The following is a 22,443-nucleotide window of genomic DNA, read 5'->3' as shown; positions in this document are numbered from 1 at the left end:
ACTCAGGACACTAGGAGCCGCCCGGGAGCGTTTAGCGGGGGGAGAAGCGGTCACCCGGTAGAGGTACGGCCCCGGGCAGGGCCTAGCCACAGGTCCGGCGGGCGCACGCGGCGACGACGTCGCGCAGACTGCCGGTCCGCTGCAGCAGATCGCGCTGGACACGCGCGCCGTTGCCGGTCTTGAGCAGTCCGGCGAGACCCTCCTGGACGGCGATCAGGTCGCCGCAGTCCTCCAGCGCGTCCCGTACGTGGTCGAACAGCGCCCGCACGACCGTTTCGGCGGGCGCGGGACACATGCTGCCGGGATGGATCAGCAGGCCGTCCAGTCCCGACCGGCCGGCCCGCCAGGCGGCGAGGCGCAGCAGGCCGACCCCGTGGCCGGCGGGGGGCTCGCCCGCGCGCCACTCGCGCGCCGCCGTCTCCACCAGTGCGCGCACCAGCGTGGCCAGCAGCACCGTGGTGGACGCGTCCAGGCACACATCCGCGACCCGGATCTCGACGGTGGGGTACTTGTGGGAGAGCCGGGCGTCGAAGTAGATCATTCCCTCGTCCCGCAGCGCCCCGGTTCCGACCATGGCCCGGACCTGCTCGTGGTACCGGTCCGCGGAACCGAAGGTCTCCACCGGACCGGACGTCGGCCAGCGGCCCCAGACGCGGCTTCGGTAACTGCTGTACCCGCTGTCCTCGCCCTGCCAGAACGGCGAGTTCGTACTCATCGCGAGCAGTACGGACAGCCAGGGCCGGATCCGGTCCAGGACCGCCACGCCCTCCTCGTCGGACTCCACCGACACATGAACATGGCACCCGCAGGTGATCTGCTCCTGAGCGGTCAGCCCGAAGTGCTCCTCCAGCCAGCGGTACCGCTCGCCCGAGCTGATGGCGGGGCCGATCGGGAGCGGTGAGGTCCCCAGAGCGACCACCGCCGCCCCCAGCTTCCCCGCGTGACGGTTGGCCTCCGTGCGCCACCGCGAGATCTCGGCGGCCAGCTCGCCCATCCCCGTCTGGGGGTGCGTGGCGAATTCCAGCTGCTGGCGGTGCAGCTCCTTCTCGAAGGCGTGCTCCTCGCCGCCGCTCCCCCGGGCGGCAGCGGCCAGCACCGCCGTCGACAGGGCCCGCGGCTCGCTCGTCTCCGCATCCACCAGGAGGAGTTCCTCCTCCACTCCGACGCTGCGCACAACACTGCCCTTCCGCGGTTCCGGCTCGATCACCCGACGGGGGCCGAGGTGTCACACGTTTGCCCCCGTTGGGGGCCCGCAGTCATCCCAATCCGGTGGTGGGGCGGTGACGAACCACTCCTAGGAGGTGAAGGTGATGACCGCGACACTCGCCGTTCACCACAGCAGGGGTCCGGAGTCCTGCGCGTCGTGCCGTCTTCCCGGCGGTGACGACGCCCCCGCCGTCGCCCGCGGGATCGTTTCCGAGCAGCTGGCCTCGTGGCGGCTGCTCCACCTCGTCGACGACCTGCTGCTGATCGCCAGTGAACTGGTCACCAACGCCGTGCGGCACGGGACCGCGCCGGTCACCCTCGCCCTCAGCCTGTACCTGCTGACCGCTCCCCGGACGGACGGATTCGTACGCCTGGAGGTGTCCGACACCGGCACCGGCTTCGACCCGGCGGAGGTGACCGCCTCCTGGCGGCCGTCGGGCGGCACGTTCGCCGAGCACGGCAGAGGTCTGGTGCTGGTCGACGCGCTCGCGGACGACTGGGGGGCGCACGCCGGCCGCGCCGGCCATCTGGTGTGGGCCGACCGGTCCATCGCCGGGGTGCGCTGAGCCCGCTCGTCCCAGCGGCTGTTTCCCCCGACCAGCGGGCTCCGGTGGCCGGGGCCGCCCGGCGGGTGCAGCGTGGTGGGCACGTGGAGCCGTCCGCTGTCCCCGATCCCCCGTGAGGCCCGGCCATGACTCAGACCTCAGCCGTGGTGCCGAGCGCGCGCGGGGCGAAGGGCCGCCCCGGCCGGAGCCGGGGAGCCGCGCGCGACTTCGCCTGGCCTGCCGGTGTCGCCGCCGCGTACACGCTGGTCCAGCTCGTGCTCGTACTGCCCGGCTCGGGCCTGGGCTGGGACGAGACGGTGTACGTCAGCCAGGTCAGCCCGGACGCGCCCGCGGCGTTCTTCAGCGCGCCACGGGCCCGCGGCATCACCTTCCTGGTCGCCCCGGTGACCGTGCTGACCTCGTCGGTGGCTGCCCTGCGCGTTTATCTGGCCTTCCTGTCGGGCGCCGGTCTGCTGCTGTCGTTGTGGGTGTGGCGGGGGCTGCTGCCCGGCCGCGTGCTCGCGCTCGCCGGCGCCCTGTTCGCCGGGCTGTGGTTCACCGTCTTCTACGGTCCGGCGGTGATGCCCAACCTGTGGGTCGCCTTCGGGGCTCTGATCGCGGCCGGCTGCTTCCTCCGGGCCGCCCGGGACCCGTCCGACCGCGCGGCACTGGCCGGCCTCGGCGCCGGCGTGGCGCTCGCCGCGCTGATGCGGCCCACGGACGCGGTCTGGCTGGCCGCGCCGCTCGCCGTCGCCGCGCTGTGGGTCAGGGCGTGGCGGCGCCCGGCGCTGCTCCTCACGCTGGCCGGCGCGGCGGCGCTCGGCGCCGCGGAGTGGGTGATCGAGGCGTACGTCCGTTACGGCGGTCTGTTCGCCCGGCTGGACCGGGCGAGTGAGATCCAGGGCGACCTGGGGTGGAACCTGGCCTTCGCCGACCAGCTGCGCGGCCTGGAGGGACGTACGCTGTGCCGCCCCTGCGACGTGCCCTGGCGTCAGCCGCTCACCGCGGTGTGGTGGTTCGTACTGCCGCTGCTGACCTTGGGCGGGGTGCTGGTGGCCCGGCGCGCCCGCCGCACGGCGGTGCTGCTGGTGCCGACCGTGACGGGCCTGGCCCTCGCGGTTCCGTATCTGCTGCTGATCGGCTACGCCGCGCCGCGCTTCCTGCTGCCCGCCTACGCACTGCTCGCGCTGCCGACCGCCGTGTGCCTGTCCTGGCTGGCCACCACCGTGAAGCCGCGCCCGCTCGTGATCGGCGTACTCACGCTCGCGCTGGCCGCCCATCTGACGGTCCAGTACCTGATTCTGGACAGCGTGACCAGCCGCAGCCGCGTGGCCCACGCGGCGTTCAGGGCGGTGGCCGCCGAGCTGAACCGCCAGGGCGTGCGCGCGCCCTGCATCGTGAGCGGGGAGCAGGCCATCATGGTCGCCTTCCGTGCCGGGTGCGCCTCGCGTCAGACCGGCGGCCACGACGGCAGCATCACGCCGGCGGGGCTCACAGCCGCGGCGCGTGGCCGGCCCGTGGCCATGCTGGTGTGGGGCCGCGCGGAACCGCCGGACTTCGCCCGCGGCTGGCGGCTCCACCCGCTTCCCGACCTGCCGGGCCGGCCCGATCTGCGGGCCTATCTGTCCCCCGGTACGTCCCCCGGCGCGACCTCCGCGTCGCCGGGTGCCTCGTCTGCCGCGGCCGGATGGCACGCGGATCCGAAGAGCCGTTAGATGTGACAGAACGTGCGCCGCGCATGGCACACGGCGACCAGCACGGTGTGTGTCCACGCCCGTGAAGTCCGGCGAAGGAGCCGCGCCAATGTCCTCCCCACCGGCCCGGTCCGGCCACGACCAGCAGTCCGGTCCGATACGCACGCTCTTGTGGACGGCGGCCACCCACCGTCCGATCGAGGAGGTCGCCGCGCTGGTGACCCTGCTGCGGCAGACCGGAGAGCTGACCAGCCCGGGCGACGAAGCGCTGCGCGCGGCCGCCGTGGCCCGCCCCGTGGACGAGGTCATGCAGCTGGTCGCCCTGCTGGGCACCTCCCCCGGCCAGGAGGCCGATGACGCCGGTACGGCGCTGCGCGCCGCGGCCGTCGGCCGGCCGATCGAGGAGGTCGCCGCGCTGGTGAGCGTCCTGGGCGCCGAGGAGAACCAGGACACGAGGCCCGCCCCCGCCGGATCCGCCGCCGACGCGGCCGCCCGGCAGCGGGAACCGTCGAGCGGCGCCGAAAGCCCCGGCCGGGCGGTCGGCCACGACCACGGTCACCTCCATCGCCCCGGCCGGCCCGGCGCCCCGGCGCTGCGATCCGTTCTGCGCATGCCCGCGGCGGCCGCGCTGTTCGTCTGCGGTGTGATCCACCTGCCGACGGATCTCGACCACCTGATCTCGGGCGGCTACATCGATGCGCTGGCCCTCGCCATCACCGTCTGCTGCCTCGTGCTCGCCCTCTGGCTGGCCGCGCAGGACACGGCGCCGGTGTGGGCGGCGACGGCGGCGACGGCCGTCGGGGTCGTCGTCGTCCAGGGACTGTCCGGCCTGGGCGCGGTCCGTCTGCCCGAGAGCAGTCTCGGCGAGGGCTTCGTGGGGGCGAGTGTGACGGCGGTGGTGTTCGCGGCGGTGAGTGCGGGCCTGGCCGGCTCCGCCTTGACGAACCGTCAGCAGGAGGCCGGCCCGACGAGGACCGGCAGCTGACCGGGTGTCGCGATGGGTATTCCGGTACGGAGACTGCTCACCTGCCTCGCGTGCCTCGCGCTCGCCGGCTGTTCCGCCGCCGGCGCGCACCGTTATGTGCCTCATCTTCCTGCTGCCCTGGTTCGCCCAGTCCGTCACCGGCGTGGTCGCCCACAACGAGGTGCAGCTGCGTGAGTTGCAGGCTCCGATCAGCTGGCAGGGTTACGTCACCTCCGCCGGCTTCTGGAGCCGTACGCTGCAGAACTGGCAGTCCGAACTGCTGGCCGTCGCGGCGATGGCGATTCTCGCCGTCTATCTGCGCCAGCGCGGTTCACCGGAGTCCAAGCCCGTCGGCACGGCCCACAGTTCCACGGGCATCGAGGGCTGAGCCCCGGCGCGGCGGATGCCGGCCGGTGTCAGTCCTCGGGTTCGTCCCCCCGGATCACGCTGTTGCGCACGCGCCGCTTGAGCCGCTCCAGCTGCGGGTAGCGGGCCAGCTGTTCGCGCGAGTGCCGGTCGAGTTCCTCCACCAGCCGCTCGGAGCGCTTCTCGACGTCCAGCTCGTCCAGTACCCGGTCGGCCTCGGACAGCAGCGCCCCGTGCAGCTGCCAGTGGACCGGATCCTGCCGGAGCCGGTCCAGCAGGAGCTGGGCCACCCGGTCGCGGCTCTCGCGTCCGGCCGCCAGTTCGGCGGTCAGGCGCGCCTCGGCGTCCTCGGCGTTCGCGCTGACCTGGGTGGTGATGAGTACGGCGAAGCTCTCGATCCCGCCGGCCAGATGGCCGAACAGCTCCTGCAGGGCGGAGGTGATCTCCGGCGGGAAGAGCGGCTCGTCGGTGCGCGTCTTGGCGAGATCGGTCAGGGTCCGGCAGGACACGCGCAGCACAACCGCGCAGATCTCCAGGGCGTCCAGGCCGGTGCGCAGGACGAGACGGGAGAGCAGCCCCTCCTTGACCCGTGGATTGAATCGGAGGCTGTCCTCGGCCTGCTGGAGCGCCGCGTCGACTTGGACGATGTCGTGGTCCAGCCGCCGGGCCTCGTGCAGCCGGGCCGCGGCCTGTTCGACCGGTGTGTGCTCCGTGAGCTCGTCCCCGATGTGCCCCAGCAGTCTGGTCATCCGACCGGCCAGGTCGATGATCGCCTCACTCGCGGAGCTCACCCATACGGGGGGCACGAGAAGGACGTTGAACGCCAGTCCCACCACGGCGCCGATGAGCGTTTCCACCACCCGGTCCCAGGCCGTCGAGGTCACCTGCGCCACGCCCAGCACGAGCATGGCGCTGATCGCGACTTCGGGCACGAACTCGCCGACCTTGACGAACCGGCCGATGACCAGCGACGCCAGGATGACCAGCCCCAGGCTCCACCAGGTCAGGCCCACCAGCGCGCTGAATCCGATGGCGATCAGGACGCCGGCCACCACGGAGTTCACCCGGCGGATGCCGGTGGTCAGGGTGGAGTACAGGGTGACCTGGACGACCAGCAGAGCGGTCAGCGGCGCCGTCAGCGGCGCGGGCTCGCTGCTCAGCCGGAGGGCGACGACGTACGAGATGACGGCGGCGGCGGTGGAGCGCACGGTCTGGACGACGGCGGGTTCCCGGTGCCGTCGGACCAGGTCGCGCAGTGGATCTTTCGGTGCGGGCACACCAGTCCTTTCCGGGATGAACCCGCCGGCTGCGGGTACCCCTGGGTGAAACGGGGGCGGACGGCCCGGGAGGCGACGTCGATGAGCGGGAGCGAGGCACATGCGGCAGGAGAGGCGTACGACGCCACCCCGTACGTTCCCCGCCGCGGCGGGCTCCAGGCGTACCGACGCGCCGCAGCGGGCTGCAAGGGGTGCCCGCTGTTCGAGAACGCCACCCAGACCGTCTTCGGCGCGGGCGACCCGGCGGCGCGGATCGTCCTGGTCGGCGAGCAGCCCGGTGACCAGGAGGACCGGCAGGGCGAGCCGTTCGTGGGGCCCGCGGGCCGGCTGCTGCGGGATGCGCTGAAGGAGGCGGGCCTGGATCAGGACCCGGTCTATGTCACCAACGCGGTCAAGCACTTCAAGTTCACCGTGGCGGAGCGGGGCAAGCGCCGGATCCACAAGGCTCCGAGTCTGCGGGAGGTGACCGCCTGCAAGCCGTGGCTCGACGCGGAGTTGGAGCTGCTCGCCCCGGAGGTGGTGGTGGCGCTCGGTGCCACGGCCGGAAAGGCGCTGCTGGGACGGTCGTTCCGGGTCGCCAAGGACCGGGGCGCGTTGCTCCCGTTGCCCGCGCGCGAGGGCGGGGACGGCCGCGCCGAGGAGGTGAAGGGGCACGTCGTGGCCACCCTTCACCCCTCGGCGGTGCTGCGGTCCGACGATCGCGAAGCCGCGTACGCGGGTCTCGTCGCCGATCTCCGGGTGGCCGCGGACGCTCTGCACTGAGGACTGAGGACTGAGGACTGAGGACTGAGGCCGGCCGGGCCGGTCACGTCCCGCCGGTCACTGCTCCGGGGGCCCGAGCGGATTCTGGGCCAGGGCGCGGGCGGTGGTGTACAGATTCGCCGCCATGGTGCGCCCGGTCCGGTGCGACCACTCGTGTCCCCTCTTGTCGTCGAGGTAGTCCGGGCCCGCGCCGGGTCCCAGGTGCCAGTACGTCCACGCCTGGCCGGGGATGGTGTAGCCGATGTCGGCGAGGGCACCGGAGATCTCGCTGATGACGTGGTGGGCACCGTCCTCGTTACCGGTCACCACGACTCCGGCGACGCGGTTGTACGCGACCGGGCGGTCCTCGTCGTCGGTCTCCGACAGCATGGCGTCCATCCGCTCCAGGACCCGCTGGGCCACCGAGGAGGGCCGGCCGAGCCAGGTGGGCGAGGCCATGATCAGGATTTCCGCGTTCAGCAGTTTCTCGCGTACGTCCGGCCATTGGTCGCCGTCGCCGGCGTCGGAGGTGACGCCGGGCTTGATGTTCAGGTCGACGGCGCGCACAAAGTCGACTTCCGCGCCCAGTTCGCCCAGCCGGTCGGCCACCACGGTGGCGAGGGCGTGGGTGTTGGACGGCTCCGGGGAGTTCTTGAGTGTGCAGTTGACGACCAGCGCTTTCACGTTCCGCCCTTCATTGCGGTGCAGTTGTAGTGCGGTTGCCGTGCGGCGGCTCAGAGGTTCATTGGCCCAGCTCGCGCTTGAGCTCGGCCTTGTTCATCGAGGAGCGGCCGTGGATGTTGCGGCGCTGCGCCTCGGCGTACAGCTGGTCGTAGGTCGGGCCCTGCGAGCCGCTGTGGGAGCGCTCGCCGCCGCGCTGCGACGCCGACTTGGGGTCCTGCGTGGAGCTCTTGCTCGCGGTGCGGGACTCGCCCGAGCGGGCGCGTTCCTTGTTCACCGTGCGGGCGGCGATCTCCTCGGCGCGCTTCTCGCTCTCGCCCCGCTGCTCCGCGCTTTCCTTGATGTGTTCGTACTGGCGTTCCCGCTTGGGGCTTGAACCGCGAGGCATGGTGACTCCGTTCCGAGGTCGTGCGTGACTGGGACGCTTCCCGTCTACCCTGCGCCGCGCGGCACACCCCCGCAAACGGGATCGGTTCAGGCCGCTCCGGTCGCCGCCGCCAGGTGGTCGACCACGTCCCGCAGGCCGCCGCTGCGGCGGTAGACGGCCCGTTGGCGGTCGGCGCCGGTGCCGAGGCGGCGGGCCCGGGCGAGCAGCTCCCGTACGAGTTCCAGGTCGCCGGCCGCCGCGAGCCCCGGTGTCGCGCGCTCGACCAGGTCGTTCATCAGGACGTGGACGGGCACCTGACGTCCGGTGAACGCGTCGAGGCTCGGCCCCGCGGTGCCGTACCGGGCCGCATGCCAGTGAGCCGCGTGCAGCCGGCCGGCCGGAATGTCCGGCGGCGGTGCGCCGATGTCGCGGGCCTCGGCCAGCAGGGTCGCGGCCAGACCGCGGACCAGCGCCGCGTACAGCACGGTGGTGTCCAGGTCCGCGTTGACGTCCGCCACCCGTACTTCAAGCGTCGGTACGTGCTCGGACGGGCGCGCGAACCAGTAGATCATCCGGCGGTCCAGCAGGATCCCAGAGGCGACGAGCGATTCGGCGGTCTCCTCGTAGCCCGGGACATCCAGCAGCGGCGGGGGTTCGACGGTCGGCCAGCGGCCGAACTCGACCGAGCGCCAGCTGGCGTATCCGCTGTCGTGCCCGGCGGAAAAGGGCGAGTTGACCACGAGCGCCTGGAGCACGGGAAGCCAGGGGCGCAGATGGTTGGCCAGCTCCAGCGCCTGGGCCCGGTCGGCGGTGCCGATGTGCACGTGACAGCCGCAGGTCACCCCGCCCCTGCCGTCCACGAGGGCGCCGAACGCGCGCGCCATCCGCCGGTAGCGCGCGTCGTCCGTGATCGGCAGCGGTTCCTTGGGCGGCACCACGGCGGTGCCGGAGGCGATCAGCAGACAGTCCGCGTCCTCGGCCGCCCTGGCCGCCGTGGCCCGCAGTCCGGCCAGCTGGCCACGCAGGTCGGCGCACGAGGCGGTCGGGCGGGTGCAGACCTCCACCTGTCCCCGGTAGAACTCGGTCTGCACCTGGTCACCGAGCACGCGCGAGGCGGCCTCGATCACCTGGTCCGCACGGGCCACCGGGGCCCGGCTGCGGCTGTCCACGAGCAGGAACTCCTCTTCCACGCCGATCGTCGGTACGAGGATTTCGCCACCGGAGGCCGGGCTGAGCACTGGTCCGGGCCCCGGCTTCGGCTCCGGACCGGGCCGGTGGCCTTCACGCGTGTACGGCTCGACAGCGGTCATGCGGCGGGTGTACCCCATCCCTCACCAGGCAACCTTCCGCGCCTCGATCACTCGCCGGCGAGCTCGTACAGCAGCTGCTGCGCCTCGGCCAGCAGGCCGCCGAGCGACGTGGCCGTCTCCGGGTCCTGTTCCGGGAGCCTGCGCTTGATCCGGGCATGCGTGTCCCAGGCCCGCCGCACGGCCCGGGCACGCTCTTCGCGGGCACCGTCCCCGGCCGCCCCGCCGGGGACCCCGTACGCGGCGCACACGTCGGCCGTACGGCGCAGCAGCTCCGGCACGTCGGCGAGCGCGTCGTCCGGCGGCGCGGCGAGTCTGCGGCGCTCGCCGGCCGCGTCGGCGAGGGTCCGGGTGAACGACACGAGGTGTTCGGCGATCCGCTCCCAGCCGGTGTCCCAGTCCGCGGAGGGCAGCGGCGGACCGGCGCGGCGCAGCCGGCGGGCCGGGTTGAGGCGGTAGCTCTCGCGGGTCCACATCCGGGCGCTGCGCAGATCCGCCAGGACGTCGGTGAGGCGGTACGCCCGATCGCACCAGGCCTCGGCCTGCTGCCGGTCGTAACCGGCTTCGATCTGCTCCGCCATGGTGCGCAGCAGGTCGGCGCTTTCCCGGGGCAGCCGGTCCAGGCAGTCACGGACACTGCGCAGGTGCACGGGCGGGAGGATCAGCGCGTTCACGCCGATGCCGATCAGTCCGCCGATCAGGGATTCCAGGAGCCGGTGCAGGATGTCGAAGCCGGAGTACGCGCCGTAGGCCAGGACGAACAGAGCCGTGGTCGGCGCGTAGAGGCCCTGCTCCCCGAAGCGCGCGTAGTTGCCCAGCAGCACCGTCAGGGGCAGCGCGATGGCCATCGCGGCCATGGTGTTGCCGGTCAGCGTGGCCGCGCCCGCGGCCAGTACGGTTCCGACGGCGATGACGACCATCTGCTGGAGCCCTGACCGCAGCGAGCGGTAGACCGTGCTCTGCACCAGCACGACCGCCGCCCACGGGGCCATCAGCGCCATCGGCGCGTCCCACCACCATCCCGTCACGGCCCAGGCGAGCACGGCGGCCCCGGCCGCCTTGAGGGACTGGGTGGTCATGTCGCGTTCGGGGCCGGGGCTTGTCAGGGCCCGCCGCATGGAGCGGCCGACCGCCGCGGCCTCCCACGTCACCTCTCGCCACCAGCGCATGGATCAGGGCAGGGGTGTGCCGCCGGTCGCGTTGACGATCTCCGCGGTGATGTAACTCGCCTGCGGTGAGGCGAGGAAGACGTAGGCGGGTGCCATCTCGGCCGGCTGGGCGGGGCGCCCCAGCGGGGACTGCTTCCCGAACTCGGCGGTGTCCGGCATGGTCGCGGGGATCAGCGGCGTCCAGACCGGGCCGGGGGCGACCGCGTTGACGCGGATGCCGTCCGGAGCCAGCATCTGCGCGAGTCCCTGGGTGAAGGTGACGATGGCGCCCTTCGTCATCGCGTAGTCGAGCAGGTGGGGGCTGGGCTTGTACGCCTGCACGGAGGCGGAGTTGATGATGCTGCCGCCCTTCGGGATGTGCGGCAGTGCCATCTTCGACAGCCAGAACATGCCGTACAGGTTGGTCCGCACGACCCGGTCGAACTGCTCAGTGGAGATGGCGCCGATACCGTCCGGCTGCGACATCTGGTAGGCGGCGTTGTTGACCAGGACGTGGATCTCCCCGAACTCCGCGACCGCGCGTTCGATCAGTGCACGGCACTGCTCCTCGTCGCGGATGTCGCAGACCACGGGGACGGCCTTCCGCCCGGCCTCCTCGACGAGCCGTGCCGTTTCGCGGGCCTCGGACTCCTCGGACGGCAGATACGTGAACAGCACGTCCGCGCCCTCGCGGGCGAACGCCAGCGACACCGCCCGGCCGATTCCGGAGTCGCCGCCGGTCACGACCGCCGTGCGGCCTTCCAGGAGGCCGCTGCCGCGGTAGGAGTCCTCGCCGTGATCGGGCGGCGGATCCATCGGCCCGGTCCATCCGGGATGGGCCTGTTCCTGCTGCGGGAACTCCGGTTCCGGGTGCTTGGTCACGGGATCCTGCGGTCCACGGCCCTGCTCTGCCACGGCGGCCCTCCTGGCTGGCGACGACTGGTGAAGCCTGCGACAACCCTCGCGTTCCCGGAAGCCGGTGAACAAACCCCTCGGGGCGGGTACGGGCCGGGCCGGACCCGATGGGGGATCATTTGATGGGAAAAGGGTACGCGGATTGCTGCCGGTCCCGCCCGGCCGGCGGTCAGGACGCAGAGCAACGGAGACCAGGTGAAGAAGAACTCCGAAGACGCCACTCGGCACGGCGAGGGGCCCCTGCCCGCGGATCACACCCAGGCCATCCTGGAGACGACCAAGCGGGTGGCGAGCCTGCTCAAGGCGTCGGGCTATCCCTTCGCACTCGCCGGCAGCGTCGCCGCGTACGCACACGGCGTGCCGGCCAACCTTCAGCACGACACCGACTTCGCCGTGCGGCGCGAGGATGAGGAAGACGTCGTGCGAACCCTGGAGCAGGCCGGTATCGAGGTCCGGCATCCTCCGGAGGACTGGCTGATCAAGGCCAGGTCGGGCGGCGAGGAGATCGACCTCATGTTCGAACTGGCGCACCGGCCGGTCACCTCGGAACTGCTCGGACGGGCGCAGATGCTTCCGGTGGATTCGGTGCACATGCCGGTCCTGGCGCCGGACGACCTGCTGGGCAGCCTGCTGTACGCCCTGTCCGAGCACCACTGCGACTTCGGCCCGCTGCTGCCCATCGCCCGGACCCTGAGGGAAAGGATCGACTGGGCCCAGCTGCGCCGCGAGCACCGGGATTCGCCCATGCCCGACGCCTTCCTCTATCTGCTCGAACGCCTCGGCGTGATCGACCGCCAGGAGGAACGCTCATGACACAGGGGGAGAACACCGAGTACCGCATCGCCCACCTGCGAGAGAAGCTGGCGAGCGAGGACATCGCGGAACTGGGGGTACGCATCGAGATGCGGGGCGCGGCGGTCCTGCTCTCCGGCACGGTGTCCACCATGGCGTGCCGGGACGAGATCCTGCGCATCGCGGAAACCGAACTGACCGGGCTGTCCGTCCTGGACGATCTGACGGTGGCCCACTCCAATGCCCCCGACGGCCCCGAGGAGCTGGCGTGATCCGTGTGGCAGCTGTAGGCGACATTCATCTCGGCAAGGACAGCGAGGGCCTGCTGCGGCCCGCCTTCGACACCCTGGCGAACTCAGCCGACGTACTGCTGCTCGCGGGCGACCTCACGCGTCACGGCACCGTGGAGGAGGCATGTGTGGTCGCCGGCGAGGTGGCGGGCCTGCCGGTGCCGGTCGTCGCGGTCCTGGGCAACCACGACTACCAGAGCGACCAGGAGGAGGCGGTCACGGCCGTGCTCGCCGAGGCGGGAGTGACCGTCCTGGAGGGTGAGGGCGTCCGGTTCGACATCGGCGGCACCCTGCTCGGCGTCGCCGGTACCAAGGGGTTCGGCGGCGGCTTCGCCGGGCGCAGCGCGGGCGAGTTCGGTGAACCGGAGATGAAGGCGTTCGTCCGCTACACCCGCCGCTGTGCGGACGGCCTCCGCCGGTCCCTGGAGGAGCTGGCGGAGGACGGCTGCGACGTACGGATCGCCCTGACGCACTTCTCGCCGGTGCCGGACACCCTGGCCGGGGAGCCGCTGGAGATCTACCCGTTCCTCGGGAGCTATCTGCTCGCCGAGGCCATGGACACGGCGGGCGCGGATCTGGCCGTTCACGGGCACGCCCATCTGGGCACCGAGCACGGCATGACCGTCGGCGGGGTGCGCGTCCGCAACGTCGCCCAGCCGGTGATCGACCGGGCCTTCGCCGTGTACCACCTTCATGTCAGGGGCCAGGATCCGGCCCGGACGGCGGTGCACTCCGTCCCGGCCGGCCTGTGAACTGCGGTCATCGGCCGCCCTCGTGCGCTCCGGCGCCGGGAACGGCGCAGGGCCCGCGCCCCGGATCGGGGTGCGGGCCCTGCGCGTCAAGGCATCAGGCGGGGACGATGTTCTCCGCCTGGGGGCCCTTCTGACCCTGGGTCACGTCGAACGTGACCTTCTGGCCCTCCTGGAGCTCACGGAAGCCCTGGGTGGCGATGTTCGAGTAGTGGGCGAAGACGTCGGGGCCGCCGCCGTCCTGCTCGATGAAGCCGAAGCCCTTTTCCGAGTTGAACCACTTCACGGTTCCGCTGGCCATGTGTCTCCTCCAAAGGGGACTCGTAGCGGTTCCCGCACCTTGCGGGAACCGGAGGTGATCGCCCTGGTCCAGAGACGCTGAACAGCAAAAACGCCCGTGCCACACAAGCGCACGAGCGACTGGTGCTTCGGAACCACGACAGCTGCACGTGACGCTACACGGCCAGGTGCGTCCCGGCCACCGGAAGGATCAGGCCGCAGGCCGGATTCCGCCTGCTCGGCGATAGAGCCGCTCCCCGAGTTGACCGGAATGGGCGCATAAGCGTTACATAGGACGTAAAGGGCAGATAAAGGCTTCTACCTGGAGGCGGCCCGCAATGACCACCCACCCGAGTATCGAGCAACACCCCGACCTCGCCGAGATGCGCTCTCGGTTCGAACGGGCAACCACGACCCCCCGCGCGCAGGCCATCGAGACGCTGGCTCTGCTGACGGGTCTGTACCTGGCGGCCTCGCCGTGGATCGCCGGCTTCAACGGCCTCACCACGCTGGCCGTCAGCAACCTGATCACCGGCATCTGCTACGCCCTGTGCATGGGCGGGTTCGGCTCGGCGTACGAGCGCACCCACGCCATGGCCTGGGCCGCCGCCGTAATCGGCGCGTGGACGATCATTTCGCCGTGGGTCGTCGCCGGCAATGTCGACACGGTCCGCAGCGTGGTCAGCAACATCATCGTCGGCTGCGTGGCACTCCTGCTGGCGGTGGCCATGGCCGCCATGGCCGGACGCCAGTCCGGGGGCGGCCGTCGGGCCGGCCGAGTCCGACCGGGCGCGGACGAGGGCATGAACATGCGCTGACGCACCCAGCCTGCTCACTCCCAGGGCCCCGGCCTCCCACGAGACCGGGGCTCCCGCGTGGGTCAGTCTCCGGGCAGGGCAGCCGCGACCAGGTCCGCGAACTCGTCCGGGCTCGCGATGCGTATGCCCAGGTCCTCGGCCTTGGCCCGCTTGGTGCCGGCGTTCTCCCCGGCGACGAGCAGCGAGGTGCGCCTGGAGACGCTGGAGGAGGCCTTGCCGCCGGCGCGTTCGATCAGCTCGTTCATCTCGTTGCGGCTGAGCTTTTCCAGGGCGCCGGTCATCGCCCCCGTGACCACCACCGTCATGCCGTCCAGCGGCCGGTCGCCGGCGTCGGCCGCCGGGACGCTCTCCGCACCGGCGACCGGCGGGGTCGCTCCCGGCTCCGTCATGTTCACTCCGGCGGCGACCAGCTTGTCGATGAGCGGTGCGAGCTCGGCGAGTTCCGCGACGATCACCGGGGCCTTCTCGACCCCGATGCCTTCGACCTGCTGGACGGCTTCGGCGTCGGCGGCCCGCAGATGGTCCATCGTGGCGAAATGCCGCGCGATCCGGCGGGACATGGACCGGCCGGTGCCCCGCACGCCGAGGGCCGCGAGGACGCGGGCCAGCGGCCGGGTGCGGGCCTGCTCGATCGCGGCCAGCAGGTTGTCGGTGCTGGTCTCCCCCATCCGGTCCAGAGCCAGGAGCTGCTCCCGGGTGAGGGAGAACAGGTCGGCGAAGTCCCTGACGAGCCCGGCGTCGACGAGCTGGACGGCCCGGGTGCCCCCGAGGCCTTCGATGTCGAGCTGGTCGCGTCCGGCCGCGTACGAGAGGGAGGCGACCGCATGGCAGTCGCGGCCGCGGCCGCATCTCCACCGCTGCTCGGAGGTGTTGATGCCGGAGCCGCACTGCGGACACACCTCGGGGAAGACGACCGGTGTCTCGGAACCGGTGCGCAGGTGGGCGACGGGTGCTTCGATGCGGGGGATGATGTCTCCGGCCTTGTAGACCATCACCTGGTCACCGACGCGCAGGTCGCGGCGGGTGATGTCGGCCGGGTTGTGCAGGGTGGCGTAGGTGACGGTCGAGCCGTCTATCTCCACCGGTTCCAGGACGGCGCGCGGGGCGATGATGCCGGTGCGGCCCACGTTCCACTCAACCGCGAGCAGCCGGGTGACCTTCTCCACCGCGGGCAGCTTGTACGCGATGGCCCACCGGGGTGCCCGGGAGCCTGATCCGGCCGCACGCCGGTCGGCCGCGAGGTCGGCCTTGACCACGATTCCGTCGATCCCGAACGGCAGCTCGGCCCGCAGCGCCGCGATCTCCTCCACCCTCGCCTGCACCTGCTCGGCCGTGGCCACCGTGCGCGGCGGCACCGCCGTGCCGGCGGCCGTGTGCACGCCGAGACCGGCGACGTGGCGCAGGGTCTCGCTGTGCGGCTCGTCATGGAGCCTGACCGCGAGCTCGCCCGAGCCGGGCAGGGGCAGCGCGTCGTAGCAGAAGAACGTCATCTCCACCTTGTACGGGCGGTCCTTGGCGCGCAGCGTGCCGGCCGCGCCGTTGCGCGGGTTGGCGAACGGCGCTCCCCCGTGTCCGGTGCGGGTCGCGTTGGCCTGTTCGAACTGTGCGGTGGTCATCAGGACTTCGCCGCGGACCTCCAGCGTGACCGGCCGCTCCAGCCGGCCGGGCAGTCCGACGATGGTGCCGATCGCGTGCGACACGTCCTCTCCGGCGGTGCCGTCGCCCCGGGTGATCAGCCGGACGAGTCTTCCGTCGTGGTAGCGGGCGGCGACGGCCAGGCCGTCCAGCTTCGGCTCCACGCTCCACTGGGCGACCGGCCGGCCGATCCGCCGCTCCACGGACGCCGCCCAGACCGCGAACTGCTCGGCGGAGAACACGTTGTCCAGGCTCAGCATGGCCGCTGTGTGCGGCACGTCCCCGACCACGGCGCCGCCGGCTACCTTCCCGGTCGGCGAGTCCGGCAGCACCTCGTCCGGGTGCTCGTCCTCGTACGCGGCGACGGCACGCACCAGCCGGTCGTACGCGTCGTCGTCCAGCGGGCTCTCGCCCGTCGCGTAGTACGCGGCCGCGGCCTTGGTGGCGGTCTCGACCGCCTCGGCGTAGGCGGCGGTGTCGGCAAGGGCCGCCAGGGCGGCGGGAGTCGTCGTCATGACTGTCATCCTGCCTCCCACCACTGACAACGCGGCCTGCCGCGGGCCCGGCGGCAGCCTCACCCGTCCGGCGGCGCGTCCCCATGGCGTGGGACGGGGAAACTCAGTCGAGGCGCCGCCGCCCCGCGGCACGGAACATAAGGATTGAGATGGCAACTGGCACGGTGAAGTGGTTCAACGCCGACAAGGGCTTCGGCTTCATTCAGCAGGACGACGGAGGCCCGGACGTGTTCGTCCATTTCTCCGCCATCCAGGCCCAGGGTTTCAAGTCCCTCGAGGAGGGCGCCCCGGTCGAGTACGAGGTCACTCAGGGCCCCAAGGGCCCGCAGGCGGAGATGGTCTACCCCCGTTAGCCGCGCGGTCTCCCGCACCGCACTCCTCGGCTGTCGTGGCGGGGCCGCGCGGCCCCGCCACCCCTGCCCCGCCCGGACGGCCTGACACCCTGGCCCCCATGAACGCACCCACCCGCGGCGCCTGGCTGCGCGCCGGTATCAGCCGCGACGGCGGCCCCCTGGCGGAGACCGAACACGTCGTGTGGCTCCAGTCCGGCACCGGTTACGCCGACAGCCGCGGCTTCGCCGGCACGACCACGTACGACGGTGAACGGGTCCACTTCCACCACGAGGTCGGTACGCCCGGGCAGGACATCGGCACCCTGCGGACCGACGGCGACAACCTGGTCGAGACCGGCACCAACCCCGACGGGAGCACTTTTCTCGAGGTCTGGATGCCGCTGACCGACAGCGACGGACCGCTCGGCTCCTGGCGGGTCGGCGCCACCCAGACCGTCCGCGTCGGCAGGCACGTCGTACACGTCGACAGCACGGGCGGCCGGCACTTCGTCCTCCCCGCGTGACTTCCCGCCGGAGGTCAGGCCGGCGGGTCGGTCCGGCGGATCAGTCCAGCACTCTGAGCATCTCGGCGGCGAGCGCCGCGGACGAGGCGGGGTTCTGACCGGTGTACAGGTTCCGGTCGGCGACCACGTGCGGGGTCCACGGCTCGCGCTCCCGGAAGTCCGCGCCCAGGGCGACGAGACGGTCCTGGAGCAGCCACTGCGCCCGGCCGGCCAGGCCGGCCTGCGTCTCCTCGGCGTTGGTGAAGCCGGTCAGCCGGTAGCCCGCGAAGGGCCAGGAGCCGTCCGGGCGTTCGGCCGCGAGCAGGGCGGCCGGCGCGTGGCAGACGACGCCGAGCGGTCTGCCCGAGTCCAGGGCATCGGAGAGCAGCCGGCCACAGTCGGCGTTGACGGCCAGGTCCTCCATCGGGCCGTGGCCGCCGGGGCAGAACACGGCGGCGTAGTCGCCCGCGTCGACATCCTCCAGCCTGACCGGATTCCGCAGGGCGGTGAACGCCTCCAGGCCGGCGGCGACGGCGTCGGCGCCGGCCTGTCCCCCGTTCGCCTCGGGCGGCAGGCTCGCCCTGTCCACGGTCGGGACCACGCCGCCGGGTGTGGCGACGACGACCTCGTGGCCGGCCTCGGTGAAGACGCGGTACGGAGCGACGGCCTCCTCCGCCCAGAAGCCCGTGGGGTGCTTGGTGCCGTCGGCCAGCGTCCAGTGCTCGGCACCGGTCATCACGAACAGGATCCTTGCCATCTCGTCTCTCTCCCTTCCGGCGATACTCCGACGATCTGTACCCGGAGCGCCGCCTTCTGGACCGCAGTGGTTCACCAAGTAGGCCGAACGCGCGTGACCCCTCGCCGTTCTCCGCGTTGAACGGGGCGTCAATGCCGCAGGTCCTGCGGCGGGTCCACATTTTGCAAGGAGATCTCGATGTCGCGTTTCGCGAAGGCAGCAGCCGTCACCGCTGCCGCCGGTGCTGTCCTGGCCACCGGTGCCGGCGTGGCCACCGCCGATGCCGGAGCCGGTGGCGGTGCCTACGGTTCCCCCGGTGTCGCGTCCGGCAACGCCGTTCAGATTCCGGTCCACGTCCCGATCAACCTGTGCGGCAACACCGTTGACGTCATCGCGCTGCTCAACCCGGCGTTCGGCAGCCACTGCGACAACGGCAAGGACAACGACAACGGCAACGGCGAATACCCCATGCACCGCTGAGTGCCGGCGGAGCCCGAAGGCAGCCGCCCCCACTCGCTTGATCACGGCCTCCCGTCGCGTCCCCGCGGCGGGAGGCCGTTCCGTTTCCGCCCCGGCCCCTTGATGCGCGGCGCGGGCTGTGCCATATATGTCTAGACCATCTCGTCGGACGGAGGCATGCCTGTGCCACGGGTTCCCCGGCTCGCCGTCCTTGCCTGCTCCGCCGCCCTGGTCCTGAACGGCTGCGGACCCGACGCACCGGACACCCGTCCGCCGCCCGCACCGGCCGGGGTCACCGCCCGGGCCGGCAGCGCCACTTCGGTCCACGTGATGTGGAACCAGGCGAACCGCGGGGCCGCGGTCACCGGCTACGAGGTCTACCGGGGCAGCGAGAAGGTCAAGGCCGTTCCCGGCGAGCAGCACATGACCGACATCGACGGGCTCACTCCGTCGACCGCCTACACCTTCACCGTCCGGGCGCGCGACGCGGCGGGCAACGTCTCCCCGCCCAGCGCGGCCGTCCCCGTCACCATGCCCGCGCCGGCCGTGGACGACGACGTGGCGCCCACCGGTCCGACGCGGCTCACGGGCCGTGCCGACGGCCCCCGCGCCGCCACTCTCTCCTGGCGCCGGTCGACGGACGACGTAGGGGTGACCTCGTACGACATCTACCAGGGCGGCGTCCGGATCCACAGCGTGAGCGGCAGCGCGACCGCCGCCCGGGTCACCGGCCTGCGCCCCGACACCGTGTACACGTTCACAGTTCGGGCGCGCGACGCGGCGGAACACTCCTCACCCGCGAGCGGGGCGGTGGACGTCACCACGGCTCCGGCGCCGGGGCAGGGCCCCGGCACGGCGCCCGGCGACTTCCGGGCGGCCGTCACGGAGGCGGACGGCCGGCGGGCCATCGAGCTCTCGTGGGTACCGCCACGGACGGACGAAGCCGTCGAGGAGTACCAGATGTTCCTCGACGGCAGGCTGACCACAACGATCCGGTGGGGCGCCGGCCCACCGGCCGGGCGGGCGACGTACCGCTTCGACGCCGGCGACGGGCCGGGTACCGCCCACCGGGTGAAGATCCGGGCCCGGCTCCCCGACGGAAACTGGGGCTCCTTCTCGGCGCAGCGCACCGTCGTCATGGACTGACGTCAGCGCCGGTCGTCGGGCTCGTCCTGGACGTCGTCGAACGTCTGCTCGGCGCCCCGTTCGTTGCGCACAGGCCGCTGAGGGCGCTCATGCAGCCTGTCCTGCGCCTCCCGGTCCCGCTTCGCCTCCTCAGCGGCGGCCTGCGCTTTCTGTCTGGCCTGCCGGGACTCCTCCTGGAACTTGTCCTGCGGACCCATCGACGTCACTCCTTGGCGGATGAAGGGAGTCGGACCCCGGCCAGCCTCACACCGACGGGCCTTCCCCGCATCTTGCCGGACAGTGGGCGTCCGGGCGGAGCGGCGTGGACCCGACGCGGGAGCGCGCATCAGCCCACCTGGAGTGCCAGCAGGCAGGCGTCGTCCTCGTGCGCCTCGCGCAGATACCCGGAGGTGATGGTGTCCAGGGCCTGCTGGGGGGTGAGGCCGTCGCACGAGAGCAGCGTCCCGCGCAGGGCCGCGATGCCCTGCGTGATGTCCTCGCCCCGGCGCTCGATCATGCCGTCGGTGTAGAAGAGGAGCAGATCCCCGCCCTCCAACGAGACCGTGGCCGTCGCGTACTGGTGTCCGGGCATCCCGGAGTGGGTCGGCAGCAGCGCCTCCCGCAGGGCCGAGGCCACCCGGCGTTCGGCGGTCGCCTGCTCGCGCAGCCGGTCGGACTCGACCCGGGTCGCCTCGAGCCGCTGACGGCTGCGCACCTGGGTGGTCTGGTCGCGGGCGATGAGGTGGAGCGACCAGGGCCGGCCGTCGGTGGCGATCACCGGACGCCCGGCAAGGTGGAGGGTGCGGATCTCGCCCAGCACGCTGAACCGGATCTCGGTGCCCGGCGGCTCCTCGCCGTCGAGGAGCGCGGTCATCAGCCGGCCGAACCGCGGCACGTCGTCCAGCAGGACCGCGTCGCACAGCTCCAGCAGCGACAACGGCCGGGCGGGATCCGACCGGAAGATCGCGGACAGTCCCTCGGACCAGGTGACCGTGCCCGACAGCAGGTCCCAGCTGCCCCAGCCCATGGAGGCGATGTACTGGGCCTCCAGCGTCAGGAGTTCCGTCTGGTTGCGCGCGGGACGCCAGGTCGCCAGCACCTGGTCCCCACACGAGGCGGCGTCGTACAGCAGCTGGGCGCGGTGCAGCCGACCCTCCCGCTGCTCGGTGTAGTCCACGGTGAGCGACTTCAGGGCCCGGCCCGTCCGCAGTACCTCCGTGAAGGCGTCGAGGAGTCCGCTGGAGTCCGCGCCCGGCCGTACCGCCAACAGCCGTCGGCCCACCAGCCGGTCGGGCGGATCGAGCCACTGCGCCGAACGGACGTGGTTGCCGGCCCGGATGACGAAATCGACGGTGTCGCCGTCGTCGTCCCGGACCGGCGTCAGCAGCGCGGCCGACACGGGAATGGCCGGCAGCGTCGCGCACAGACAGGCCCACGGGTCGTGGCCGGCGGCCGCGTCGGAACAGGCTGACCCGGCCCCTCGCTCTGGCCGCAGGGGCAGGACGGCGCCGGTTCGTCCGCAGAACCCTCCTCCGCAGGCAGCGCTTCGGCCGACGGCTGCTCCTCGGCGTGCCAGATACCCGCTCTGCTGTGGGCCTCGGCGCGCAGCCCCGCCAGCTCGCGTTCGATGAGGAGCTTGAGTGACGCGGCGTCGAGCGGAGCCGCCCCGTTCACGGGCGCGTCACCGGCTCGCGACGGATACGGGAACGTACACGGGGCTCACTCCTCGGGCTAGGGCCACCGCTGTGAGGCGTTCCCGGCCGATCCTAGGTTCGCGGCCGGGGGCGCGCGATCGGACCGCTGCCCGCACTCCCCGTACGGACGCCCCCCGTACGGACCTGCGGACCTTACGGACCCATGACGGCCCCGGCGCGCGCACGTGGAATGCGCCGCCGCAGCGCCTAGCGTCCCCCGCATGCGTGTACTCGTCACCGGAGGTGCGGGCTTCATCGGCTCGCACGTCGTCACGGCTCTCGCCGCCCGCGGCCACGAGCCCGTCGTACTCGACGCCCTGCTGCCCTCGGCCCATCCGGCAGCGCCACCGCCCCCTGCCGCTGCCGCTGCCGAGTGGGTCCACGCCGACGTACGGGACCGGCCGGCCCTGTCGCGGGCGCTGCGCGGGGTGGACGTGGTCTGCCATCAGGCGGCCATGGTGGGCCTCGGCAAGGACTTCGCCGACGCGCCGGCCTATGTGGAGTGCAACGACCTCGGGACGGCCGTGCTGCTCGCGGCCATGGCGGAGGCCGGCGTGCGCGATCTGGTGCTGGCCGGGTCGATGGTCGTGTACGGGGAGGGCCGGTACGACTGCCCCCGGGACGGGTGGGTCAGGCCGGGACCACGGGCCGCGGCGGATCTCGACGCCGGGCGCTTCGAACCGCTGTGCCCCCGCTGCTGTGCCGCGTTGACGCCCGGAGAGGTGGGCGAGGACGCTCCGGCCGATCCGCGGAACGTGTACGCCGTCACCAAGCTCGCCCAGGAGCACCTGAGCGCGGCCTGGGCGCGGGCGACGGGCGGGCGGGCCGTCTCGCTGCGCTACCACAATGTGTACGGGCCGGGGATGCCGCGCGACACGCCGTACGCGGGGGTGGCTTCCTTCTTCCGGTCGGCGCTCGCCCGCGGCGAGGCACCGCGGGTGTTCGAGGACGGCGGCCAGCGGCGGGACTTCGTGCACGTACGGGATGTCGCCGCCGCCAACGTGGTGGCGCTGGAAGCCGTCGCGGGCCGGGCGCCGGGCGTGCTGACCCCGTTCAACACCGGCAGCGGCGAGCCGCACACCGTCGGGGAGATGGCGTGGGCGCTGGCCCGGGCGCACGGCGGCCCGGACCCCGTGGTGACCGGCGAGTACCGGCTCGGGGACGTACGGCACATCACGGCGTCCTCGCGGCGGCTGACGGACGAGCTGGGCTGGCGGGCCGGGACCGGTTTCGCCGCGGGGATGGCGGAGTTCGCCCGGAGCGGGCTGCGCGGGTCCGGGAGCGCCGATGTCCGTGTTCCGTAAG

The 22,443-nt window shown here is 72.4% G+C and carries 26 protein-coding genes; 14 read left to right on the top strand and 12 right to left on the bottom strand.

Features of this window, described 5'->3' with window-relative positions:
- Window positions 1-82 precede the first annotated feature (82 nt).
- On the bottom strand, window positions 83-1,174 hold the full coding sequence (locus ACWV17_RS11795) for a glutamate--cysteine ligase 2 (protein WP_455359597.1): 1,092 nt from the start codon (window positions 1,172-1,174) through the stop codon (window positions 83-85).
- A 136-nt stretch (window positions 1,175-1,310) separates the two neighbouring features.
- Here ACWV17_RS11795 and ACWV17_RS11790 point away from each other — a divergent pair, with 136 nt between their 5' ends.
- The 4 genes from ACWV17_RS11790 (at window position 1,311) to ACWV17_RS11775 (ending at window position 4,797) form a co-directional block, all read left to right on the top strand.
- Window positions 1,311-1,772: an ATP-binding protein gene (locus ACWV17_RS11790; RefSeq protein WP_455359596.1), complete on the top strand. Its 462-nt coding sequence runs from the start codon at window positions 1,311-1,313 to the stop codon at window positions 1,770-1,772.
- Between the two features lie 125 nt (window positions 1,773-1,897).
- Window positions 1,898-3,466 carry a hypothetical protein gene (locus tag ACWV17_RS11785; RefSeq protein ID WP_455359595.1) on the top strand — a complete coding sequence of 523 codons (1,569 nt, stop codon included), beginning with the start codon at window positions 1,898-1,900 and terminating at the stop codon, window positions 3,464-3,466.
- Window positions 3,467-3,554: 88 nt separating this feature from the next.
- A complete protein-coding gene (locus ACWV17_RS11780) occupies window positions 3,555-4,430 on the top strand; it encodes a hypothetical protein (protein WP_455359594.1) in 876 nt (291 codons plus the stop codon).
- Between the two features lie 94 nt (window positions 4,431-4,524).
- The gene (locus tag ACWV17_RS11775) at window positions 4,525-4,797 is read left to right on the top strand and encodes a DUF6766 family protein (RefSeq protein ID WP_455359593.1); all 273 of its coding nucleotides are present in this window, start codon (window positions 4,525-4,527) and stop codon (window positions 4,795-4,797) included.
- Window positions 4,798-4,825: 28 nt separating this feature from the next.
- On the opposite strand, the gene ACWV17_RS11770 is transcribed toward ACWV17_RS11775, so the two are convergent.
- On the bottom strand, window positions 4,826-6,052 hold the full coding sequence (locus ACWV17_RS11770; RefSeq protein WP_455351702.1) for an FUSC family protein: 1,227 nt from the start codon (window positions 6,050-6,052) through the stop codon (window positions 4,826-4,828).
- An 81-nt stretch (window positions 6,053-6,133) separates the two neighbouring features.
- Here ACWV17_RS11770 and ACWV17_RS11765 point away from each other — a divergent pair, with 81 nt between their 5' ends.
- Window positions 6,134-6,814 (top strand): UdgX family uracil-DNA binding protein, encoded by a 681-nt coding sequence (locus tag ACWV17_RS11765; RefSeq protein ID WP_455359592.1) that lies wholly within the window; start codon window positions 6,134-6,136, stop codon window positions 6,812-6,814.
- Window positions 6,815-6,871: 57 nt separating this feature from the next.
- Here the strand turns inward: ACWV17_RS11765 and ACWV17_RS11760 are convergent, their stop codons facing one another.
- From ACWV17_RS11760 to ACWV17_RS11740, 5 genes are all read right to left on the bottom strand, one after another.
- Window positions 6,872-7,477 (bottom strand): flavodoxin family protein, encoded by a 606-nt coding sequence (locus tag ACWV17_RS11760; protein ID WP_455351704.1) that lies wholly within the window; start codon window positions 7,475-7,477, stop codon window positions 6,872-6,874.
- Between the two features lie 58 nt (window positions 7,478-7,535).
- On the bottom strand, window positions 7,536-7,862 hold the full coding sequence (locus ACWV17_RS11755) for a plasmid stabilization protein (RefSeq protein ID WP_455351705.1): 327 nt from the start codon (window positions 7,860-7,862) through the stop codon (window positions 7,536-7,538).
- 86 nt (window positions 7,863-7,948) lie between these two features.
- A complete protein-coding gene (locus ACWV17_RS11750) occupies window positions 7,949-9,151 on the bottom strand; it encodes a carboxylate-amine ligase (RefSeq protein WP_455351706.1) in 1,203 nt (400 codons plus the stop codon).
- A gap of 47 nt (window positions 9,152-9,198) precedes the next feature.
- Window positions 9,199-10,299: an FUSC family protein gene (locus ACWV17_RS11745; RefSeq protein ID WP_455359591.1), complete on the bottom strand. Its 1,101-nt coding sequence runs from the start codon at window positions 10,297-10,299 to the stop codon at window positions 9,199-9,201.
- Between the two features lie 21 nt (window positions 10,300-10,320).
- Window positions 10,321-11,211, bottom strand: coding sequence for an SDR family oxidoreductase (locus ACWV17_RS11740; RefSeq protein ID WP_455359590.1), 891 nt, complete (start codon window positions 11,209-11,211; stop codon window positions 10,321-10,323).
- 195 nt (window positions 11,212-11,406) lie between these two features.
- Between ACWV17_RS11740 and ACWV17_RS11735 the strand changes: the two genes are divergently transcribed.
- From ACWV17_RS11735 to ACWV17_RS11725, 3 genes are read left to right on the top strand one after another with little or no spacing between them, the layout of a single operon-like run.
- The gene (locus ACWV17_RS11735; RefSeq protein ID WP_455359589.1) at window positions 11,407-12,024 is read left to right on the top strand and encodes a nucleotidyltransferase family protein; all 618 of its coding nucleotides are present in this window, start codon (window positions 11,407-11,409) and stop codon (window positions 12,022-12,024) included.
- Window positions 12,021-12,275 carry a hypothetical protein gene (locus tag ACWV17_RS11730; RefSeq protein WP_455351710.1) on the top strand — a complete coding sequence of 85 codons (255 nt, stop codon included), beginning with the start codon at window positions 12,021-12,023 and terminating at the stop codon, window positions 12,273-12,275. Before ACWV17_RS11735 ends, ACWV17_RS11730 begins: the two co-directional genes overlap by 4 nt.
- Window positions 12,272-13,045: a metallophosphoesterase family protein gene (locus ACWV17_RS11725; RefSeq protein ID WP_455359588.1), complete on the top strand. Its 774-nt coding sequence runs from the start codon at window positions 12,272-12,274 to the stop codon at window positions 13,043-13,045. The genes ACWV17_RS11730 and ACWV17_RS11725 overlap by 4 nt, the downstream gene beginning before the upstream one ends.
- A gap of 94 nt (window positions 13,046-13,139) precedes the next feature.
- Here ACWV17_RS11725 and ACWV17_RS11720 read toward each other — a convergent pair whose 3' ends face one another.
- Window positions 13,140-13,343: a cold-shock protein gene (locus ACWV17_RS11720; RefSeq protein ID WP_107014974.1), complete on the bottom strand. Its 204-nt coding sequence runs from the start codon at window positions 13,341-13,343 to the stop codon at window positions 13,140-13,142.
- A gap of 316 nt (window positions 13,344-13,659) precedes the next feature.
- Between ACWV17_RS11720 and ACWV17_RS11715 the strand changes: the two genes are divergently transcribed.
- On the top strand, window positions 13,660-14,139 hold the full coding sequence (locus ACWV17_RS11715) for an SPW repeat protein (protein WP_455359587.1): 480 nt from the start codon (window positions 13,660-13,662) through the stop codon (window positions 14,137-14,139).
- 62 nt (window positions 14,140-14,201) lie between these two features.
- Here the strand turns inward: ACWV17_RS11715 and ligA are convergent, their stop codons facing one another.
- Window positions 14,202-16,289 carry an NAD-dependent DNA ligase LigA gene (ligA, locus tag ACWV17_RS11710; protein ID WP_455359586.1) on the bottom strand — a complete coding sequence of 696 codons (2,088 nt, stop codon included), beginning with the start codon at window positions 16,287-16,289 and terminating at the stop codon, window positions 14,202-14,204.
- A 149-nt stretch (window positions 16,290-16,438) separates the two neighbouring features.
- Between ligA and ACWV17_RS11705 the strand changes: the two genes are divergently transcribed.
- Window positions 16,439-16,642 carry a cold-shock protein gene (locus ACWV17_RS11705; protein ID WP_455351714.1) on the top strand — a complete coding sequence of 68 codons (204 nt, stop codon included), beginning with the start codon at window positions 16,439-16,441 and terminating at the stop codon, window positions 16,640-16,642.
- A 98-nt stretch (window positions 16,643-16,740) separates the two neighbouring features.
- Window positions 16,741-17,145, top strand: a complete 405-nt coding sequence (locus tag ACWV17_RS11700; protein ID WP_455351715.1) for a hypothetical protein — start codon at window positions 16,741-16,743, stop codon at window positions 17,143-17,145.
- A gap of 40 nt (window positions 17,146-17,185) precedes the next feature.
- On the opposite strand, the gene ACWV17_RS11695 is transcribed toward ACWV17_RS11700, so the two are convergent.
- Window positions 17,186-17,881 carry a type 1 glutamine amidotransferase domain-containing protein gene (locus ACWV17_RS11695; protein WP_455351716.1) on the bottom strand — a complete coding sequence of 232 codons (696 nt, stop codon included), beginning with the start codon at window positions 17,879-17,881 and terminating at the stop codon, window positions 17,186-17,188.
- Between the two features lie 177 nt (window positions 17,882-18,058).
- Here ACWV17_RS11695 and ACWV17_RS11690 point away from each other — a divergent pair, with 177 nt between their 5' ends.
- Together ACWV17_RS11690 and ACWV17_RS11685 are read left to right on the top strand one after the other, a co-directional pair.
- Window positions 18,059-18,340 (top strand): chaplin, encoded by a 282-nt coding sequence (locus ACWV17_RS11690; RefSeq protein WP_455351717.1) that lies wholly within the window; start codon window positions 18,059-18,061, stop codon window positions 18,338-18,340.
- A 156-nt stretch (window positions 18,341-18,496) separates the two neighbouring features.
- Window positions 18,497-19,465 (top strand): fibronectin type III domain-containing protein, encoded by a 969-nt coding sequence (locus ACWV17_RS11685; RefSeq protein WP_455359585.1) that lies wholly within the window; start codon window positions 18,497-18,499, stop codon window positions 19,463-19,465.
- A gap of 2 nt (window positions 19,466-19,467) precedes the next feature.
- On the opposite strand, the gene ACWV17_RS11680 is transcribed toward ACWV17_RS11685, so the two are convergent.
- Both ACWV17_RS11680 and ACWV17_RS11675 read right to left on the bottom strand, forming a co-directional pair.
- The gene (locus ACWV17_RS11680; RefSeq protein WP_455351719.1) at window positions 19,468-19,662 is read right to left on the bottom strand and encodes a hypothetical protein; all 195 of its coding nucleotides are present in this window, start codon (window positions 19,660-19,662) and stop codon (window positions 19,468-19,470) included.
- Between the two features lie 128 nt (window positions 19,663-19,790).
- Complete coding sequence (locus tag ACWV17_RS11675) at window positions 19,791-20,843, bottom strand: SpoIIE family protein phosphatase (protein ID WP_455359584.1); 1,053 nt, start codon at window positions 20,841-20,843, stop codon at window positions 19,791-19,793.
- A 516-nt stretch (window positions 20,844-21,359) separates the two neighbouring features.
- Between ACWV17_RS11675 and ACWV17_RS11670 the strand changes: the two genes are divergently transcribed.
- Complete coding sequence (locus tag ACWV17_RS11670) at window positions 21,360-22,442, top strand: NAD-dependent epimerase/dehydratase family protein (protein WP_455359583.1); 1,083 nt, start codon at window positions 21,360-21,362, stop codon at window positions 22,440-22,442.
- Window position 22,443: the final 1 nt, after the last annotated feature.

The sequence above is a fragment of the Streptomyces mabaensis genome, from assembly GCF_053763515.1.
Note: the sequence above shows the minus strand (reverse complement) of the source record. Positions and strands in the feature narration are given on the sequence as shown.

What these genes read in the sequence shown, in the direction of transcription:
- ACWV17_RS11790 (WP_455359596.1), top strand. Translation starts at nt 1,311, where the DNA reads ATGACCGCGACACTCGCCGTTCACCACAGCAGGGGTCCGGAGTCCTGC.
- ACWV17_RS11785 (WP_455359595.1), top strand. Translation starts at nt 1,898, where the DNA reads ATGACTCAGACCTCAGCCGTGGTGCCGAGCGCGCGCGGGGCGAAGGGC.
- ACWV17_RS11780 (WP_455359594.1), top strand. Translation starts at nt 3,555, where the DNA reads ATGTCCTCCCCACCGGCCCGGTCCGGCCACGACCAGCAGTCCGGTCCG.
- ACWV17_RS11775 (WP_455359593.1), top strand. Translation starts at nt 4,525, where the DNA reads ATGTGCCTCATCTTCCTGCTGCCCTGGTTCGCCCAGTCCGTCACCGGC.
- ACWV17_RS11765 (WP_455359592.1), top strand. Translation starts at nt 6,134, where the DNA reads ATGAGCGGGAGCGAGGCACATGCGGCAGGAGAGGCGTACGACGCCACC.
- ACWV17_RS11755 (WP_455351705.1), bottom strand. Translation starts at nt 7,862, where the DNA reads ATGCCTCGCGGTTCAAGCCCCAAGCGGGAACGCCAGTACGAACACATC.
- ACWV17_RS11750 (WP_455351706.1), bottom strand. Translation starts at nt 9,151, where the DNA reads ATGACCGCTGTCGAGCCGTACACGCGTGAAGGCCACCGGCCCGGTCCG.
- ACWV17_RS11730 (WP_455351710.1), top strand. Translation starts at nt 12,021, where the DNA reads ATGACACAGGGGGAGAACACCGAGTACCGCATCGCCCACCTGCGAGAG.
- ACWV17_RS11720 (WP_107014974.1), bottom strand. Translation starts at nt 13,343, where the DNA reads ATGGCCAGCGGAACCGTGAAGTGGTTCAACTCGGAAAAGGGCTTCGGC.
- ACWV17_RS11715 (WP_455359587.1), top strand. Translation starts at nt 13,660, where the DNA reads ATGACCACCCACCCGAGTATCGAGCAACACCCCGACCTCGCCGAGATG.
- ligA (WP_455359586.1), bottom strand. Translation starts at nt 16,289, where the DNA reads ATGACGACGACTCCCGCCGCCCTGGCGGCCCTTGCCGACACCGCCGCC.
- ACWV17_RS11705 (WP_455351714.1), top strand. Translation starts at nt 16,439, where the DNA reads ATGGCAACTGGCACGGTGAAGTGGTTCAACGCCGACAAGGGCTTCGGC.
- ACWV17_RS11700 (WP_455351715.1), top strand. Translation starts at nt 16,741, where the DNA reads ATGAACGCACCCACCCGCGGCGCCTGGCTGCGCGCCGGTATCAGCCGC.
- ACWV17_RS11695 (WP_455351716.1), bottom strand. Translation starts at nt 17,881, where the DNA reads ATGGCAAGGATCCTGTTCGTGATGACCGGTGCCGAGCACTGGACGCTG.
- ACWV17_RS11690 (WP_455351717.1), top strand. Translation starts at nt 18,059, where the DNA reads ATGTCGCGTTTCGCGAAGGCAGCAGCCGTCACCGCTGCCGCCGGTGCT.
- ACWV17_RS11685 (WP_455359585.1), top strand. Translation starts at nt 18,497, where the DNA reads ATGCCTGTGCCACGGGTTCCCCGGCTCGCCGTCCTTGCCTGCTCCGCC.
- ACWV17_RS11680 (WP_455351719.1), bottom strand. Translation starts at nt 19,662, where the DNA reads ATGGGTCCGCAGGACAAGTTCCAGGAGGAGTCCCGGCAGGCCAGACAG.
- ACWV17_RS11670 (WP_455359583.1), top strand. Translation starts at nt 21,360, where the DNA reads ATGCGTGTACTCGTCACCGGAGGTGCGGGCTTCATCGGCTCGCACGTC.